The organism is Pantoea sp. CFCC18177, from assembly GCF_059412425.1.
In genome coordinates this window covers 33650-51552 of the sequence record NZ_JBNBPL010000024.1, presented here as the reverse complement: position 1 = coordinate 51552, position 17903 = coordinate 33650, and the positions used below count along the sequence as shown (strand labels likewise).

Below are 17903 nucleotides of genomic sequence, written 5' to 3'. Positions count from 1 at the left end.
GCCGCGCCGCTGAGATTAGCGCTTAGTGCGAAGCGGGCATCATGGCGGGATAGCGCTGCTGCAGTTCACTAAAAATCTCGGGCATCGGCCGCCCGGCATCCAACGCAACGGCTGCAAACACCTGTTGTTTCAGGAAATGCCGCCAGCTGATTGGCGCTGATGCCAGAAACGCCGTGAGCAACTGATAGCGCGCCAGGGTCCAAACCTGTTCAAAGGCCGTCCGTGCCGGACCGTGGTCGAAGTGCTGAGAAACATTCACCCGCATCTCGGCGCGCAAGCGTGCAGTGGTTACCTGATCAATTTCGCCCGACACCATCGCTACCCCGTAACTGTCTCGTGCAACCTGCGCAGAGACAAATCCACAGCGCACATCTTGCAGCACCGCCTCAGCGTCACGCTCTGCTGGCAACCCGTAGCCCCCTGCACCAGGCCCGCGCACCTCGACGATATCGCCCGGCTGGCAGCGGATCACATCGGTATTACCGTGTTCGATGGCTTGCCCGTTCCGTAACGTGCGGAAGTGCGACAGTGCGCCCGACTCGCCGCCCAGCACCCCGGCCGAAGCAAACACCGATCGGTTGCGGTTACGCGCTGTGACCGTGGTATTCGGTGCGAACACTTCGAACGCCATCTCTGTCGCCAGACCGCCGCGATAACGCCCCGCGCCGGCGCTGTCTGCCGCCAGACCATAGCGATGAAAATGAATCGGCACTTCTGCCTCATTGATCTCAATCGGCGTGTTTTTCAGGAAAGCGGACAGTCCGCCAGATCCGTCTGGACCATCGTGACGCGGCGTGCCGCCCGCTCCACCACCCACCGGGCCAAGCGACGCCACCACGCTGCGATTCAAACTGTCGCTGGTGCGAATGTTCATGATTGAGTTTCCGCCCGGAGAGTTGGCCGGAAGGCGTTCCGGCAGCGCCTGCGAGAACACCCCAATGGTCGCAATCTGCGATAACGCGCAGGTCAACGAGCGCATCCCCACTGCAGCAGGTGCCTCGCAGTTCATCACCGTCCCCGGCGGCAGAATGGCGCGCGTCGGCCGTAACGTACCCGCATTAAGCAGTAACTGGCGATCCAGCGTGGAAAGCACGTAAGTCACCCCTACCAGCGCCAGAGGATGGCGTTCGCGTCCACCGGTTGGCATATTCAGTGATGATGTCAGCTGGGGATCGCTGCCGGTGTAATCCAGCTCCAGCGTATCACCGCTGATGCGTAGGGTGATCGCCACACGACAGGGGAAGCCCCCCTCACCATCCTCATCGGCAAAGTCCGCATAGAAGTATTCCCCGTCGGGAATGGTGGCGATGATGCTGCGCGCCTGCGCTTCCGCATAATCCAGAATGCCGGCAATCCCCCGGCGGAAATCCTCAATGCCAAAACGCGCGATGATGTCATGGATCTTGCGCTCGCCGACGTTCACCGAAGCAATCTGCGCTTTGAAATCGCCCCAGTTTTGATCCGGCGCGCGCACGTTGAGCCGCATAATGCGCGCCACTTCGTCATTCATTTCGCCGTTGCGCACCATCTTCAGCGGCGGAATGCGAATCCCTTCCTGCGCGATGTCGGTCAAAGAGCGCGACAGAGAAGCCGGTACGGCACCGCCGACGTCGGTGTTGTGAATGTGCCCCACCACAAAACAGACAATCTCCCCCTGATGGAACACCGGTTTCCAGATGTGAATATCGGGCGTGTGAGTCGCCACGTTGCCCGCGTAGGAATCATTGGTGATGCAGATATCGCCCTCGTCATAACTGTCGATCAACGCCAGCACTGGGCCGTAATCGATGCCACTGTACCAGGGCGCGCCAAAGCTGCGCGGAGACGCAAAAGCCAGACCGTCACGGCTGACGATTTGACAGGAAAAATCTTCAGTCTCTTTCACGAAGGTGGAGTGTGCCGTGCGCATTAGCGTGAAGGCCATGGCATCCGCGGCGGCGGCACAGTAGTTCGCCAGGATTTGCAGATTACGTCCATCAATAGCCATATCAGTTCGCCTCCACTGGGGTGATCAGCAGGTTGCCAAAGGTATCCACGTCCACCTGCATCTGTGGTGGTACACAGGTAGTGCAGTCGTCTTGCGCAATAATCACCGGCCCCGTCAGCTGATGCCCGGCACGCAGCGTGCTACGGGCGATAACAGCCACCTGATGCGACGCGCCATCAATCCAGGCCGGAACGTATTTCACCACCTCAACCGGGGCTTCCGCTGCGGGTAACCTAATCAACTCAGGTTTCGGCGTGGGCGAGGCAATCACTAAACGCAGGTTGATGATCTGAACAGGCGCTTTGGCATCAAAATGGCCAAACAGCTGATGATGCTGGCGATCAAACGCCTGATGCAGTGCAACCTTATCGGCCTGAGCCAGCCATTGCGGTTCCAGTGCCACTTCAATTTCAAACGACTGGCCGCGATAGCGCATGTCGGCGCTGTACTGCAGCGTAAAGGGCATTTGGGCACCGTGCTGTTCGGTCAGCCAGTCACGTGCACGTTGGCTCAGTGCCTCCGCTTCGGTTGCCAGACGATCTGCCAGTACGTTGTCCAGATCGCTGTACAGCGTGCGGATAAAATCATTGCGGATATCAGCCACCAGCCCCCCCAAGGCTGACAACACGCCCGGCGTCGGTGGCACAATCACGCCTTTCATATTCAGTTCACGCGCGAGGAAGCAACCCATCATCGGCCCGGCACCGCCAAAGGCGAGGAACCAAAACTCACGTGGGTCTAGCCCAAAACGTGACAACAGCCCGCTGGTGTCACCGTACATACTGGAGATCGCCAGTTCGATGGCGGTTTCCGCCGTCTCTTCCACCGTGATGCCCAGTTGGTCCGCCAGCGGTTGCCATGCGGCACGTGCGGCGGCGACATCCACTTTCACCGCGTTGTAACCGAGATCGCCGTGGCCGATCATGCCGCAAGCCGCAAAGGCATCGGTGGCGGTGGGTTGCGTGCCACCGCGTTGGAAACACACCGGACCCGGCAGCGATCCGGCGCTATCTGGCCCCATCTGCAGCACGCCTTGCTTATCGATCCACGCCAGCGATCCGCCGCCCTGCCCAACCGAGGTCACGGCCACTGACGGAATATAAATCGGAAAATCACCGATGATTTCCCCGTTGCCCTGCGCCACTTGCCCATCAATGATCACCGCCACATCGGCACTGGTTCCACCGATATCGAGGCTGAGAATCTTGTCGAAACCGCAGGCGCTGGCGAGGAAGCTGGCTCCGATCACCCCCGATGCCGTGCCGGAGAGCACCATCTGGACGCACTCGCTTTTGGCCTGCTCAACCCCCATCACGCCACCGTTGGATTTGGTGATGCGCGGGGCTGGCTGCACGCCCATGGTGTGCAGCGCGCGTTCAAATGACTCGAGGTAGTGAATCACCATCGGCTGCACATAGGCATTGATGGTGGCGGTAATAGTGCGCTCATATTCTCGGATAATCGGCCAGATATCGGCCGAACAGGAGGTGAGCAGTTCGGGGGCCACCTCATCGATAATGGCTTTCACCGCCGCTTCGTTGTGCCGGTTGCGATAGCTGTGTAGCAACGACACCACAATCCCCTGACAACCCGACGCGCGGGCTTTTTCAATCGCCTCTAACACACTTTGGCGATCCACCTGCTGCAAGACATTGCCGTGGCGGTCGGTGCGCTCTTTAATCGCAAACACCCGATCGCGGGAAATCAATGGCGCGGGACGGCGTGAGAAGAGATCGTGGATATTCGGGATCTTCAGGCGCGCCAGCTCCAGCACGTCGCAGAAACCGTCGGTGGCGAACAGCGCCAACCGCACACCGCGACGCTGGATCACCGCGTTGATACCCACGGTGGTGCCGTGGGTGAAGTAATCAATGTGCTGCGGTTCAATCCCGTCTCGCTGCTGCAACTGTGCCAGTCCGGTCAGAATTTCACTGCCCGGCTGATCCGGACGCGACAGCACTTTTAAGGTATGAATCTGATTGGTCTGTTCATCCAGCACGGCGAAATCGGTAAACGATCCGCCAATATCAACGCCAACGCGGTAACCCATGGTGAGAAAGCTCCGTTATCAGGAGAGAGGAAATTCCATCAGTTTTTGTGGGTCCTGCACCACACGCCAGCCAAGACGTTGATACAGCTGATGGGCATCATTAGTGGAGAGCATCCAGCGGTGTACGGTGGCGAGTTCCGGGTGCGCACGCACGCAGGTCGCCAGCCAGCTTCCCAATCCATGACCTCGCCAGTTTTCGTCAATCATCACATCGCACAGCCAGCCGAAGCGGGTGTAATCCGTCACCAGGCGCGCGAAGCCAATTTGCTGTTGTTGGTGATAGACACCAAACGGCAGTGAGCCGGCAAAAGCGCGTTCGGTTTTGGCTCGTGGCTGGTCTTTGGCCCAGTACGACTTTTCCACCAGCTGTTGGTGGATGTAGTCCATGTCCAGACGCTGACGTTCGGTGGAGACAGTGAAGTCATCGCGCTGCCAGCTGTGATCGGCAAGGGTTAAGAGGGTCATGGCAACTCCTTGTAAAGGGATAAATTAAGTGTACGGGTGCGCAGGAACACGGCGTGATTGAAGCCATGGCCTGAACAGTAAAGATAAAGGGAATTTACGGCGGGGAAGAAATTTTATGCTGTGGGGATTGGGTGGGCGCGGCGCCCCTCACCCCAGCCCTCTCCCGCAAGCGGGCGAGGGAGCCGATCGGTGCGAATGTTAGGACCAGAGCCCAATGGGGAGCAGATCGGCGCAATTGATAAGGTCAGAGCCCAAAGCTGTAAGGGGCACACGCGGTCCCTTCTCCCGCTGGTGGGAGAAGGTCAGGATGAGGGCAGATTACACACCAAAATCAACCGGATTATGCTTCGAAATCAACGAGCGCAACGGCACGCTGCTCTTCATAATCGGTGACTTAATCACAATATAACTGAAGTACTTATCGATGCCAATTTGCGCATCCAGCATCTTCTCAATCACTTCCTGGTAGTGCTCAATGCTGCGGGTAATAAAGCGCAGCAAATAGTCATAACCGCCGGTAATTAAATGGCATTCCATCAGCTCATCCACATCGCGCACGGCATTTTCAAATTTCATAAAGTCTTCGCGGCGATGGCCCGAAAGCGTCACTTCGGTGAAAACTGTTACGGAATCGGTGATTTTGGTCAGATTGATGTGGGCTTCATAGCCGGTGATAAAACCCGCCTGCTCAAGGCGTTTCACCCGTTGCAAGCAGGGGCTGGGCGAAAGACCTACGGCGTCGGCGAGATTGACGTTGCTGATACGGCCATCTTTTTGTAGTTGCACCAGAATATTGATGTCGATGCGGTCGAGTTTCATTAAGCCGTTCATAGCACCCCTCATTGTTGACCAATCGCGCAGGTTGTTACGATGGTATAACACGCTTTGACGTGGCGGCGCTAGCGTCTGCGCGCACCACGTTTTATTTTGGTCCAGTAAATAATTCCAGAGATATCAATGAGGAAGCGGGATTTATCCGAGACGACCGCTGGCACGCGCCAATGCAATATCAAAAATATGCAGCGCTTCTTCCAGTTGTGAATCTGTGGTTACCAGTGGTGCAAGGAAGCGTACGACGTTGCGATGCAGTCCGCACTTAATCAGCAGCAGTCCCTCCTGGCAGGCGCAATCGAGGATTTTTTGCGTCATCGCCGCATCAGGGCGTTTGGTTTCGAAGTCGATGATCTCCACCGCCTGCATAAAGCCCACGCCGCGCACTTCACCAATGCAGGCATATTTTTCCGCCAACTGCTGCAGACGCGCATTGAGTTGTTCACCCAGCTGATGACTGCGGGCCAGCAGATTGTCGTGCTCCAGCAGATCCAGCACCGCCAGTGCCGCCGCACAACCCAGCGCGTTTCCGCCGTAAGTGCCGCCGAGGCCTCCCGGTAACGGCGCATCCATGATCGCGGCCTTACCCACCACACCTGAAATCGGCAAACCACCCCCGAGACTTTTCGCCACCGTCACCAGATCCGGCGTGATGCCAAGCTGCTGGAAGGCAAACATGGTGCCGGTGCGTCCAAATCCAGTTTGCACCTCATCAAGAATCAACACGATGCCGTGTTTTTCCGTGATACGACGCAGCGCCTGCATAAAGTTAGCGCCCGCAGGCAGGAATCCGCCGTCACCCTGCACCGGCTCGATAATAATGGCGGCCACGCGTTCCGGCATAATCTGTACCGCAAACAGCTGATCCAGTGCCTTCAGGCAGTCATCATCACTGACACCGTGGAAAGCATTCGGATACGGCAGGCGGTAAACCTCTGACGCGAAAGGTCCGAAGTTCTGTTTGTAAGGCTGGCTCATGCCCGTCAGGGTGCAGCCCAGCAGCGTACGACCGTGAAATGCGCCGTCAAACGCTATCACACCGCTGCGATTGGTGTGTGCACGGGCGATCTTCACGGCATTTTCTACCGCTTCCGCACCGCTGGTAAAGAACACGCTTTTATAGGCTTCTCCATTGCCCACTAAGGCATTCAGGCGCTGCGCCAGCTCAATGTAACCCGGATAAGCTACCACCTGGAAACAGGCGTGCGATACCAGACCGAGCTGTTTTGTCACCGCATTGACCACCGCCGGATGGTTATGCCCGACGTTGAGCACACCAATACCACCGACAAAATCGAGATAGCGATTGCCCTCGACATCCCATACTTCACTGCCTTTCGCCCGCTCAATCACCAACGGATGCGCGGTGACCACACCACGTGGCACATTCTGCTCACGTGCATCCAGTAACAAGCCGTTATCGGTATACGTTTGCTGCTCCGCCATGACATTCTGCATTCTCAAAACCCTCATCCACATAACGTTCGGTTGGCTCAAGTATCGCAACCCGTTGGTTTCTCACGCTGCTGTAATCACTACTGCAGCGGCATTTCCTGTCAAAATCTTCTGTCAATCAGCCGGGAAATTCTGCACGCAGCGCATGGCGGGCAATCGCCGTCAGTGCCTGAATACCGTGCGGGATTACTGCATCGTTAAAGTCGTAAGAGGAGTGGTGCAAAGGCTGGCTGGGGGCCGACCCTAACCACAGGTAAGCACCGGGCCTGGCCTGCAACATAAAGGCAAAATCTTCCGAAGTGAGAGCCGGTTGTTTTGCCTGCTGTGCGGGCATACCGGCTGCGTCCAGCGCCTCCAGAGCCAGCTGTGCCGCATCACTGTTATTCACGGTGGCCGGGTAGTAGCGCAGATAGCTCACCTCCGCCTGTAAACCGTGCGCCGCCGTAACATGCTGCGCCATCTCACGCAGGCGCGTTTCAATGATGTCCTGCGCGGCAGGGCTAAAGGTTCTGACCGTGCCGGTGATGCTGGCTTCCGCGGGAATCATGTTGTGTGAGAAACCGCCCTGCATGCGCGTGACGGTCAACAGGCCCGGTTCGCAAGGATCCAGTGCGCGTGCCACCAGTGTGTTGAGTTGCACCACCAGTTCACTGGTGGCCAGCAGGGTGTCGCGCGTCAGGTGCGGCTGCGCGGCATGTCCGCCACCCCCTTTAACGGTGATATCGAAACGGTCGGCCGCCGCCATGATCGCACCTGGTCGCGTCTGTATCTCGCCCAGCGGCAATTCTGGCCAGTTGTGCAGGGCAAACACCGCATCACAGGGAAACTGCTGGAACAGGCCATCGTCGATCATCGCCTTCGCGCCCGCCAAACCCTCTTCGGCGGGCTGGAAGATAAACACCAGCGTGCCGTCAAAATCCCCCTGCTGCGCCAGCTGGATCGCCGCCCCCAGCAACATCACGGTATGACCGTCATGGCCACAGGCGTGGCAGACATTGGCATGCACACTTTTCCAGGCTTGGGTGCCGTTATCCTGCATCGGCAGTGCATCCATATCGGCACGCAGGCCGATCGTGCGTGAGCCGCTACCGCGTTTGAGCACACCAACCACGCCAGTCTTGCCCAGACCGCGATACACCTCAATGCCGTGCTCCTCGAGCCGTTGCGCCACGAGGTTGCTGGTGCGTGTTTCCTGATATCCCAGCTCGGGATGGGCGTGCAAATCCCGTCGCAGAGCGACTAACTGTTCCAGCTGCATCTCAATATCCCCGTTTGCGATCGATAAGGCCGACCATCGGTTCGCCGCGTTGATAGCGGCGCAGACTATCCAGCAGTGCCGCCACTGCGCTGTCGGTTTGCGTCTGGCTGGCAATGTGCGGTGTCAACCAGATGGTAGGGTGCTGCCAGAATGGATGGTCCGGCGGTAAAGGTTCTGGGTCAGTGACATCGATCACCGCCGCACTCAGCTGCCCGCTGTCCAGCGCCGTGAGGAGATGGTCATCAACCAGTTGCGGGCCACGCCCCACCTGCACCAGTGCCGCCCCTTTGGGTAACTGCGCAAACAGTTCAGCATTGAGTAAACCGCGCGTGGACTCCGTGAGCGGCAGCAGGCACACCAGAATATCGCTGTGGGCGAGAAACTCGCCCAATTGATCTGCACCATGCCAGCAGCGAACCCCCGCGATGTCACGCGGCGTGCGGCTCCAGCCGGCGCAGTCAAAGCCTAAAGAAACCAACTGCTGTAAGGATGCCTGGCCGAGTTCCCCCAAGCCCATCACCCCAACCCGACGCTGATTTGCGGTACGAATCGGATGGGTTTGCCACTGCGCAGCACGCTGCTGCTGGAAATAGCGCGGCATATCACGATGCAGACCCAGCACGGCAAAGGTGACGTATTCGACCATGCCTTGCGTCAGTCCGGGTTCGATCATGCGCACCACCGGTAACTCAGCGGGAAGCTGACTGAGATCGAATTGATCTGCGCCCGCGCCTACGGACAGCAGTGCTTTCAGATTCGGGAAGGTTGCCATCACATCTTCTGGCGGTTGCCAGGCAACCAGCAGTTCAACCTGCTCTGCGTCACCCACATCCGGCCAGATATGCATCTGCACATCCGGTGCATATTTGGCCAGCCAACGCTGCCAGTGTGCGCCGCGTGTCGCTTCGGATTTATAGACGATATGCATCAGGCCATCGCCTGGGTCATCAACCCAAACGCCTGCATCTCACCGGCCTGCGGTGACCACGGCATTCCCCGATACATGGTGGTAGGTGCATCCACTTTGACCAACCCAATACTTTCCAGCCAGCTCGCCAGCGGCAACGCACTGTCGGTATCGATGCGAACAAACTCGCCGCGTAAGCCCTGCATCAGGGCGGAGACCAGCGCCTGTGCGACGTCCACATTCAGTGCAATCACCGGACCAATCGCCCAGCCATGACCAAAACGGCGCAGGCTGGCAAAGCCATGTATCCGCTGTTGCGCATCCTGCAGTAACACCGTCTGGTGCTCGGCGATCAAGGTATTGATCAACCGCGCTCGCCACATCCCGTGTGCCTGATGGTCCAGTTCAGTCAGCCCTTCCGCATCCCCCACTTGCACGTTGCGCAGCGTGAGGCCGGTCGGCAGGTTGACGGCCGGCTCAGCCGCCAGTTCGCGCGTCTGGTGCTGCTGAATAGCACCGGTAACCACAAAACCGAGCTTTTCATACAGTCCCTGACCCATTTCAGTCGCGTGCAGGCGAATGCAGCAATCCGGGAATTTCTCCATCACTGCCAGCATCAGTTGCTTACCGATACCGCGCCCCTGGCAGTCAGGGTTCACCACCACCAGACCAATGGTGGCGGCGCTATCGCCCCAGCGCCAGCCAAAGGCACTGCCGACAAATTTACCCTGTTCTTCGGCGACCACGCCTTCACCTAATGCCAGCGCCTGCTGCCAGTCTTCGCGGCGATGCGGCCACTTCAATTGCTGTGTGATGGCATAGCCATGTTCAATATCGGCCTGCGTCATGGCACGTAATCTGATGCTCATGTTCTGCTCCTTACATCATGCCTGGCGCATCAAGGCCGCTGCCGTCCACCAGGCGGGAATAACGATACGGGGTCGGATCGACCACCGGTGTGTTGTGGGTCGCGAGATCGGCCGCCAACCGACCTGCCCCAGGTCCGATACCAAAGCCATGCGCACTGTAGCCAGCGGACAGCACCAGCCCCGGTAATTTGGCCACCGTGGAGATCACGGGGATAGCGTCTGGAGTGCTGTCAATCATGCCGCCCCACGCCTGCGCCAGTTTAAGGTTGGCGAGAGCCGGATACTCTTTACGCATCGCGGCTAACCCTTCCTGCACGATGCTGGCATCCGCTGCAGGATCGAGAATGCGCATGCGCTCAAACGGCGATTCACGGTCGAATGCCCATCCTCCCAACGCTTCTGGTCCGGTGAAAAAGGGTTTAAGACCGAGGTTAACTTTAAGGTTCTTACGCCGACTCTTAAAGGTGGGATAGAACTGACGCGCGTAGCGAATACCCTGGGCACCCGGCTCCAGACGACCTCGTCCGGAAACCGCCACCGTGTAACTGCCATCCATCTGCGGACGACAGGCAAAACCGGGGGTATAGAGCGGCATACCGATCGCTTGGTCGATCGGCTGCGTGCGAAACGCCGTACCGATTACGTTACCGAGCGGCAGGTCGATACCATGGCGACGGCAGAACATCGAGGTCCATGCCCCTGCTGCGCAAATCACGCGGGTGGTCTTGATCAGGCCACGTTCGGTCCAGACGCCGCTGACGGCGCCCGCCGCGATATCCAGCCCACGTACCGCACACTGCTGAAACACCAAGGCACCGAGACGCTGTGCGCCGATGACCAATCCCGGCGCGGCCAGACGCGGTTCAGCATGGCCATCGGTGGGCGATGAAACGCCACCGAGCCACGCGGTGGTGCTGCCCGGCGTCATGGCTTTGGCCTGTGCGGCGGTGAGAATGTCGCTTTTTACGCCGTAGTTTTTCGCCATCTGGTTCCATTTATCCCAGGCGGCAATATCCGATTCAACACGCGTGGCGTACACCAGTCCACTGCGACGAAAACCCAGCTCCTCACCGGTTTCGGCAGCCAGCTCCCCCCAGCGCTGCAGGGCATAGATGATCAGCGGGAGTTCGCGCTCATCACGGTTTTGCTGTCGGCACCAGCCCCAGTTGCGGCTCGACTGTTCTGCACCGACTAAGCCTTTTTCGATCAACACCACCTTGAGTCCCTGTTTCGCCAGCTCCCAGGTGGCGGCTGAACCGGCAATACCGGCACCGATCACTACCACATCAGCGGATTCCGGGAAATTTGCACTGTCCTGTACATAACGAATCGGTGCAGGCATAGGGTAACGACCTCATTATCTTTTAGAGACGGTCGCCATAAATGGCGACCCTACGGTATTTCGGGTGCACATTCATGGCGACCCTACGGTATTTCGGGTGCACATTCATGGCGACCCGACATAAGATCGTAGGGTGCGCATTTATGCGCACGGGTTAAGCAGATGCCGGTGCTGGCGCACCTACTCCGCCTTCAACACTTCTTCATGCTCATCCAGCCAGCCTTGACGCAGCTCTGGCACCGCCCGTTTCAAACGTTCGAAATAGAGCTCGCTGGTGGGCTTGTCGTAATCTGCACGGGCGATCTGCGTGACAATACGGCCTGATTTCATCACCACGATATCGTCACACACGGCGCGTACCGCGTGCATATCGTGGCTGATAAACAGCACCGACAGTCCCAGCTCACGGCGCAGTTCACTGATCAGATCCAGTACCGCTGCTGCCACCACGGTATCCAGCGCGGAAGTCACTTCATCACACAGAATTAAGTCAGGCTCTGCCGCCAACGCGCGTGCCAGATTGACACGCTGCTTCTGCCCCCCTGACAGCGCCCACGGGCGTCGCCACAGCACCGTGCGCGGCAGTTTGACCAGATCCAGCAGTTGATGCAGGCGGCGCTGCAGATCGGCCCCTTTCAAGCCGTGGAACAGCGCCAGCGGGCGTGAAAGGATACACTCAACGCTGTGCGCCGGGTTCAACGCGGTATCGGCCATCTGGAACACATACTGAATACGCCGCAGCTCGTTATCCGGACGCTTGTGCATGTCGCCATTGATATAGTGACCATTAAACAGAATGTGACCGTGACTCGGCGCATTCAGTCCGGCAATCGCATGTGCCAGCGTGGTTTTACCCGAACCCGATTCGCCGATAATGCCAATCGCCTGCCCTTTCCACAGCTTCAGGTTGATGTCTTCGAGAATCAGCGTTTTCGGCTTACCCTCTTTGTCACGCGGGCCATAACCCGCGCTGAGATCGCGCACTTCCATCAGCGGCAGCACATCCGCTTCGGCACAGGTCCAGCTACTTTCACGCTCTTTCTGACGTGCCGCATCCATCAACAGCTGGGTGTATTCTGCCTGCGGTGCACCAATCAAGGTTTCGGTGGTGCCGTATTCGGCCATTTTTCCGCGCAGCAGCACCAGAATACGGTCGGCCATCTGCGCCACCACGGCCAAATCGTGACTGACATAAATCGCCGTCACGCCACGCTGCGCCACCACGCGGCGAAACGCTTTCAGCACTTCAACTTGTGTGGTGACATCCAGTGCGGTGGTCGGTTCGTCGAGGATCACCACATCAGGATCGCCAATCAGCGCCATCGCGGTCATCAGGCGTTGTAACTGCCCACCTGAAACCTGATGCGGGAAGCGATCGCCAATGGTGTCTGGATTGGGTAACGCCAGTTCACGAAACAGCGCTATCGCCTTCTCTTTTGCCGCTTTGCGCTTCATGGTGCCGTGGATCACCACCGGCTCTATCACCTGGTCAAGAATACGCATGCCGGGGTTGAAAGAAGCCGCCGCACTCTGAGCGATATAAGCCACCTTGTTGCCACGAAATTCCCTTAGCTGGCCGGGCGACAAGCTGCGCACATCGGTGCCCGCCATGTGAATGTTGCCGTCAGCAATGCGGCAACCATGGCGCGCATAGCCCATCAAGGCCATGGCGATGGTGGTTTTCCCGGAACCTGACTCACCAATCAGCGCCAGCACTTCGCCCTTTTGCACGGTAAAACGGATATCAGAGACCAAATCAATCTCTTCACCTTTGTCGGTCTCTGCGGTAACTCGCAGATTTTCTACTGAAATTACCGGCATGGCGGTATGGGGTGTCACGTTCATGCTCCCTCCTTCGCCAGCGTCAGCGGGCGCATCTGCTGTAGGCTGTCGATAAACAGGTTGGCACCAATGGTCAGGCTGGCAATCGCCACCGCAGGCATGAGCACCGCAGGCGAGCCGTTGAACAGCCCCTGCAGGTTTTCACGCACCAGTGTGCCCCAGTCGGCGTACGGCGGTTGAACACCCAGCCCGAGGAAACTCAAGCCGCTCAACAGCAGTACGATGTAGACAAAACGCAGACCGAAGTCGGTCAACATCGGATGCACCATATTGGGCAGGATGTCGTGGATCGCGACGTACCAGCGGCTTTCACCCCGCAAGCGCGAGGCCCGGACATAATCCATATTGCGCAGACTGCTGGCCATGGCAAAGGCGATACGAAACGCGCCCGGCCAGTAGGTAAAGGTTGCGGTGAGAATCAGCATCGGCAGCGACGAACCAAATACCGCCACAATCATCAGTGACAGCACTTTGCCCGGCAGCACCAGCATCGCATCGTTAATGCGGCCCAGCAGCTCCTCCAGCCAGCGCCCCGCTACCGCCGCCAGTAACGCCAGCAAGGTGCCGATCAGGCTGGCACCCAACGCGGCAGTGAGTGCCAGACCAATCGAGAATTTTGCGCCGTACAGAATACGGCTCAGGATGTCGCGACCGAGGTAATCCGTTCCCAGCAGATTATCGGTCGTCATCCCGCCCAACATCGGGCCACCGCCAATATCGTCGATGTTATGCGGTGCCAGCTGGTTACCGAACAGCGCCATCGCTACCCAGAACAGTGAGATCAATAAGCCAATACGACCCGACACCGAGAGCGACTGAAAGAGACGTACAGGAAGCAGTAAGTTATTCATCAGCTCCTCCATTTCGGGTTAAAGGCGATGGTCAGCACGTCCGCGATCAGCAGCAGTACCAGATAACAGGCGGCGAACATCATCACGCACAGCTGCACCACTGGGAGATCGCGGTTACTGACTGCATCCACCAGCGCACTGGCGAGGCCTGGGTAGCTAAAAATCGATTCGATGATGATCACGCCGCCAAACAGATATGACAGACTCAGCGAAATCGCGTTGGCAATCGGCCCCACCGCATTTGGCAGCGCGTGGCGTAGGACCGCGCGCAACGGCGACACTCCTTTCAGCAGCGCCATTTCGAGATAGGGACTGTCGAGCTGGTTGATGATCGCCGAGCGCGTCATGCGTGCCATCTGCGCCACCAGTACGCAGCACAGTGTCATCACCGGTAGCGCATAAGCTTTCAGGTAGCTGACCAGACCCATATCCGGGCTGCCGACCGACATCGCCGATACCCAATGCAGTTTTACTGCAAAGATCAACACCGCCACCGTCGCCACCAGAAACTCCGGCACCGCCACCGTCGCCATGGTGCTGATGGCCAGGAAACGATCCAGCGCCGATCCCCGTTTCATCGCAGCGACAATACCGATCACCAACGCCAGCGGCACACAAATCACCGTGGTGATCGCCGCCAGCTCGAACGTGGCCGGAATGCGCTGAGCCACCAACTGCGTTACCGGGAGATGGCTGGCGAACGAGGTGCCGAAATCGCCGTGCAGCATGCCTCCTAACCAGCTGAAGTAACGCACCAGCAACGGCTGGTCGAGCCCCAACTGCTGGCGTAACGCCGCCACCGTTTCCGGCGTGGCGTTCTGCCCCAGAATCATCTGCGCGGCGTCGCCAGGCAGCAGACTGGTGATAAAAAACACCACCGCCGAGACGATAAGCAAGGTCAGGATGCCGGCACCTACGCGCCGGGCAATCAGGAACAACATGTATCGGTTCATCGGCGACCTCCTCTTACGGGTGATAAATCAGGCTTTCAGCCAGGCGAACTCATGGAAGCGATAGCCCATCATCATGCCGCTCGGCCAGGCCTCAATACCGCCGACTTTCTTGCTGTAGCCGTCAGTGCTACTGATAAAGGTCGGGATAATGGTGCCGCAGTGGTCGTAAATCAGCTTCTGCATATCGCCGTACATCTGCTTGCGCTTGCCCTGATCGCGCTCACCACGCGCAGCCACCACCAGCTGATCAAACTGTGGGTTCTTCCAGCCTGACTCATTGTTTGCGGCGCTGGAGAGGTAGAACTGCGAGAACAACATGTCCAGCGTTGGGCGCGGGTTGATTGAGCCGTAACCCACAGGATCTTTGGTCCAGTGGGTTGACCAGTAACCGTCATATGGCACGCGGCGCACGTTGATCTTCAGGCCCGAATTACGCGCAACTTGCTGAATCAACTGACCACCTTCCACCGCGCCCTCAATATTTGGCGTGGTAATGATCTCGACCGTGGCGCCTTTCATACCGGCTTTTTCGATGTGGAATTTGGCTTTTTCGACATCAAGCGGACGCGGTTTCAAATCGGTGTTATACAGCGGATGCCACGGCGGGACTGGCGTATCGTTACTGACATCGCCATAGCCCTGCAGGACCGTTTTCACGATAATGTCGCGCGGTTGCAGATACTTCATCGCTAGCACGAAATCTTCATTACTGCCTGGCTTCATGTCGGTACGAATAATCAGGTTGGTATACATCCCTGATTTGCTCTCCAGTACCGCGAAGTCACTGGTGGCTTTGATGCGCTTGCAGTCTGCGGCGCTGAGGGTCGAAACCACATGCAGATCGCCAGACATCAAGGCGTTAACACGCGCCGCCTGATCGGTCACGCCCAGCAGTTCGACCTCGTCCAGGTAAGGCAGGCCAGGCTTGTAGTAGTTCGGGTTTTTGACACCGACAGAACGCACGCCGGGCGAGAACTCTTTCAGTTTGAATGGTCCGGTACCAATGCCTTTACTGAAGTCTTTGGTGCCATCCTGCACGATCAGGAACGGTGCGCTCGCCAGCATGAAAGGCACGTCGAAGTTTGCACTGCTCAGTTCCAGCGTGATTTCGTTGTCATTGACGGCGGTGAAGGTTTTGAACTGATCGGCCAGCTTAAAGGCGTTGGAGGCGACGGCCGGATCTTTGTGGCGGCTTAATGAGTAAATGACGTCTTTGGACGTGAGCGGTTTGCCGTCGTGGAAGGTCACACCTTTACGCAGTTTGATGTGCCAGGTGATGCCATCACTGGATTCAATCGATTCTGCCAACGCAGGCTGCGCCGCCAGATTTTTATCCAGCTCGGTTAAACCGCTATAAACCATAAACTGGCGGGTGTAATCGCCGCTGTTGTTGCCTTTGGCTGGGTCAAGCGTATCCGTTGCTGAGGCGTTCGACATGGCAGCACGCATTTTGCCGCCTTTGACCGGCGTTTCTGCCGCAAAACTCATCTGCGGAAAACCGATTAAGCCGCTGCTCATCACGGCACCGGCAGACAACAACTTCATCAGGCCACGACGAGACATTGACCCTTCGGTCAGCATGCGTGTCAGGGCCGGATTCACAGCGTCAGACTCTTTATCGAATTTACTCATCTGCACACCCTCAATATGAAAAGTTGTATATTTTGTAAATTGTCCCACCCACCTGGTCGCCATAAATGGCGACCCTACAGGCCACCAGTAGGGTCGCCAGTAGGGTGCGCATTCATGCGCACCTGGCCAAAAACAGCACCAGCCGTGATGACGCATTCATGCGCACCGGGTTACCTATTAAGAGAGCCGATCCTTAGCCTTGTAATACAGCCCTGCGAGAGGCAAAAACCAGGGTTTCCCGTGGTAACCCGGCAGCGCAGGCCATGCGTCGCGCTGCCAGGGATTTTCGTTACGTTTTTCGGCCAGTAAGTCCGCCATCACACGGCCCATCCACACCGACATCTGCGTGCCGTGACCGCTGTAACCGAGTGAATAGAACACGCCTTCGTGCTCACCGGCATGGGGCAGCCGATCGGCGGTCATATCCACCATGCCGCCCCAGCAGTAGTCGATGCGCGCTTTGCCCAATTGAGGGAACAGCGCGGTCATCGCGGCACGCAACACTTCACCGCTGCGCGTATCTGAAGTGGGGTTACTGACGGCAAAACGCGCCCGTCCGCCGAATACCAGACGACGATCGGCAGTGGTACGGAAATAGTTGCCGATATTCAGTGAGGTGACGTAAGTACGGTCTTTTGGCAATATCTGCTCGATCAACGCGTCGCCCAACGGTTCCGTCACCACGATAAAGCTGCCAACGGGTACAATGCGGCGCTGGAACCAAGAGAAAGGTCCTTCGTTGGAGACGCCGGTCGCCATCATCACTTTTTCGGCAATAATTTCGCCTTTGGTGGTGGTGACGCGATGGCGATGACCCTCCAGCCGCGTTAAGCCTGTCACCGCATGGTGCGGGAAGATTTTCACGCCGGCCTGCGCAGCCGCATTCGCCAGGCCAATACCAAACTTGCCCATGTGCATCTGGCCGCCGCGTTTCTGCAGCAAACCGCCATGGAAGCTGTCACTGCCCACTTCACGACGAATCTCATCCTGACTGATCAGCTCGATTTCCGGGTCCACAGTGTCACGCATCAGCTGCCATGCACTGCGCAGGCCAGGGAAATGCGACGCTTTGCTGGCCAGCTTCAGTTTGCCGCACAGGCGGAAATCGCAATCAATCTGCTCTTCTCGCACCAGCTGTTCGACATAGCTCACCGCATCGTCATACGCACGATAAAAGCGGCTGGCCTGCTCGATACCCTGGCTCTCGACCAGCGAAGCAAAGTTCTGCGCCACGCCGGTATTGCAGTGACCACCGTTACGCGCCGAGGCCTGACTCATCATTTCGCCACGCTCCAGCAGCACCACGTTGATGCCGCTGCGCGCCAGATTGAGTGCCGTCGAGACGCCGGTAAAGCCACCGCCAATCACCACCACATCCGCGACGGCGGGCAGTGCGCCACTGGCGGCACCGGTGAAAGCAGGTGCCGTGTCTTGCCAGAATGATTCGAGTTTCATCGCCGC

14 protein-coding genes are annotated in these 17903 nt (G+C 58.0%); all 14 read right to left on the bottom strand.

Going from position 1 to position 17903, the window contains the following annotated elements; translation table 11 throughout:
• Positions 1 to 22 precede the first annotated feature (22 nt).
• The 14 genes from ACPUC8_RS20425 to ACPUC8_RS20360 all read right to left on the bottom strand — a co-directional run bounded on the left by ACPUC8_RS20425 (position 23) and on the right by ACPUC8_RS20360 (position 17897).
• Positions 23 to 1987, bottom strand: a complete 1965-nt coding sequence (locus ACPUC8_RS20425; protein ID WP_494927201.1) for a hydantoinase B/oxoprolinase family protein — start codon at positions 1985 to 1987, stop codon at positions 23 to 25.
• 1 nt (position 1988) lies between these two features.
• Positions 1989 to 4037 (bottom strand): hydantoinase/oxoprolinase family protein, encoded by a 2049-nt coding sequence (locus ACPUC8_RS20420; RefSeq protein ID WP_494927200.1) that lies wholly within the window; start codon positions 4035 to 4037, stop codon positions 1989 to 1991.
• A gap of 18 nt (positions 4038 to 4055) precedes the next feature.
• Complete coding sequence (locus ACPUC8_RS20415; RefSeq protein ID WP_494927199.1) at positions 4056 to 4502, bottom strand: GNAT family N-acetyltransferase; 447 nt, start codon at positions 4500 to 4502, stop codon at positions 4056 to 4058.
• Positions 4503 to 4820: 318 nt separating this feature from the next.
• Entirely contained in the window at positions 4821 to 5333 is a 513-nt protein-coding gene (locus ACPUC8_RS20410) for an Lrp/AsnC family transcriptional regulator (RefSeq protein WP_039332191.1), read from the bottom strand.
• Between the two features lie 141 nt (positions 5334 to 5474).
• Complete coding sequence (gene gabT / locus ACPUC8_RS20405) at positions 5475 to 6791, bottom strand: 4-aminobutyrate--2-oxoglutarate transaminase (RefSeq protein WP_039332193.1); 1317 nt, start codon at positions 6789 to 6791, stop codon at positions 5475 to 5477.
• 115 nt (positions 6792 to 6906) lie between these two features.
• Positions 6907 to 8040, bottom strand: coding sequence for a M20 aminoacylase family protein (locus ACPUC8_RS20400; RefSeq protein WP_494927219.1), 1134 nt, complete (start codon positions 8038 to 8040; stop codon positions 6907 to 6909).
• Between the two features lie 7 nt (positions 8041 to 8047).
• Positions 8048 to 8974: a 2-hydroxyacid dehydrogenase gene (locus tag ACPUC8_RS20395; RefSeq protein ID WP_494927198.1), complete on the bottom strand. Its 927-nt coding sequence runs from the start codon at positions 8972 to 8974 to the stop codon at positions 8048 to 8050.
• Positions 8974 to 9822 (bottom strand): GNAT family N-acetyltransferase, encoded by an 849-nt coding sequence (locus tag ACPUC8_RS20390; RefSeq protein ID WP_494927197.1) that lies wholly within the window; start codon positions 9820 to 9822, stop codon positions 8974 to 8976. The genes ACPUC8_RS20395 and ACPUC8_RS20390 overlap by 1 nt, the downstream gene beginning before the upstream one ends.
• A 10-nt stretch (positions 9823 to 9832) precedes the next feature.
• On the bottom strand, positions 9833 to 11164 hold the full coding sequence (locus ACPUC8_RS20385) for an NAD(P)/FAD-dependent oxidoreductase (RefSeq protein ID WP_494927196.1): 1332 nt from the start codon (positions 11162 to 11164) through the stop codon (positions 9833 to 9835).
• Between the two features lie 180 nt (positions 11165 to 11344).
• Positions 11345 to 13009 (bottom strand): ABC transporter ATP-binding protein, encoded by a 1665-nt coding sequence (locus ACPUC8_RS20380; RefSeq protein ID WP_494927195.1) that lies wholly within the window; start codon positions 13007 to 13009, stop codon positions 11345 to 11347.
• Positions 13006 to 13857: an ABC transporter permease gene (locus ACPUC8_RS20375; RefSeq protein WP_039336671.1), complete on the bottom strand. Its 852-nt coding sequence runs from the start codon at positions 13855 to 13857 to the stop codon at positions 13006 to 13008. The genes ACPUC8_RS20380 and ACPUC8_RS20375 overlap by 4 nt, the downstream gene beginning before the upstream one ends.
• Positions 13857 to 14810, bottom strand: a complete 954-nt coding sequence (locus tag ACPUC8_RS20370; protein ID WP_494927194.1) for an ABC transporter permease — start codon at positions 14808 to 14810, stop codon at positions 13857 to 13859. Before ACPUC8_RS20370 ends, ACPUC8_RS20375 begins: the two co-directional genes overlap by 1 nt.
• A gap of 27 nt (positions 14811 to 14837) precedes the next feature.
• On the bottom strand, positions 14838 to 16442 hold the full coding sequence (locus ACPUC8_RS20365; protein WP_494927193.1) for an ABC transporter substrate-binding protein: 1605 nt from the start codon (positions 16440 to 16442) through the stop codon (positions 14838 to 14840).
• 177 nt (positions 16443 to 16619) lie between these two features.
• The gene (locus ACPUC8_RS20360; RefSeq protein ID WP_494927192.1) at positions 16620 to 17897 is read right to left on the bottom strand and encodes an NAD(P)/FAD-dependent oxidoreductase; all 1278 of its coding nucleotides are present in this window, start codon (positions 17895 to 17897) and stop codon (positions 16620 to 16622) included.
• Positions 17898 to 17903: the final 6 nt, after the last annotated feature.

Coding starts and splice junctions, on each gene's coding strand:
- ACPUC8_RS20425 (WP_494927201.1), bottom strand. CDS start 1,987: ATGGCTATTGATGGACGTAATCTGCAAATCCTGGCGAACTACTGTGCC.
- ACPUC8_RS20420 (WP_494927200.1), bottom strand. CDS start 4,037: ATGGGTTACCGCGTTGGCGTTGATATTGGCGGATCGTTTACCGATTTC.
- ACPUC8_RS20415 (WP_494927199.1), bottom strand. CDS start 4,502: ATGACCCTCTTAACCCTTGCCGATCACAGCTGGCAGCGCGATGACTTC.
- ACPUC8_RS20410 (WP_039332191.1), bottom strand. CDS start 5,333: ATGAACGGCTTAATGAAACTCGACCGCATCGACATCAATATTCTGGTG.
- gabT (WP_039332193.1), bottom strand. CDS start 6,791: ATGCAGAATGTCATGGCGGAGCAGCAAACGTATACCGATAACGGCTTG.
- ACPUC8_RS20395 (WP_494927198.1), bottom strand. CDS start 8,974: ATGCATATCGTCTATAAATCCGAAGCGACACGCGGCGCACACTGGCAG.
- ACPUC8_RS20390 (WP_494927197.1), bottom strand. CDS start 9,822: ATGAGCATCAGATTACGTGCCATGACGCAGGCCGATATTGAACATGGC.
- ACPUC8_RS20385 (WP_494927196.1), bottom strand. CDS start 11,164: ATGCCTGCACCGATTCGTTATGTACAGGACAGTGCAAATTTCCCGGAA.
- ACPUC8_RS20380 (WP_494927195.1), bottom strand. CDS start 13,009: ATGAACGTGACACCCCATACCGCCATGCCGGTAATTTCAGTAGAAAAT.
- ACPUC8_RS20375 (WP_039336671.1), bottom strand. CDS start 13,857: ATGAATAACTTACTGCTTCCTGTACGTCTCTTTCAGTCGCTCTCGGTG.
- ACPUC8_RS20370 (WP_494927194.1), bottom strand. CDS start 14,810: ATGAACCGATACATGTTGTTCCTGATTGCCCGGCGCGTAGGTGCCGGC.
- ACPUC8_RS20365 (WP_494927193.1), bottom strand. CDS start 16,442: ATGAGTAAATTCGATAAAGAGTCTGACGCTGTGAATCCGGCCCTGACA.
- ACPUC8_RS20360 (WP_494927192.1), bottom strand. CDS start 17,897: ATGAAACTCGAATCATTCTGGCAAGACACGGCACCTGCTTTCACCGGT.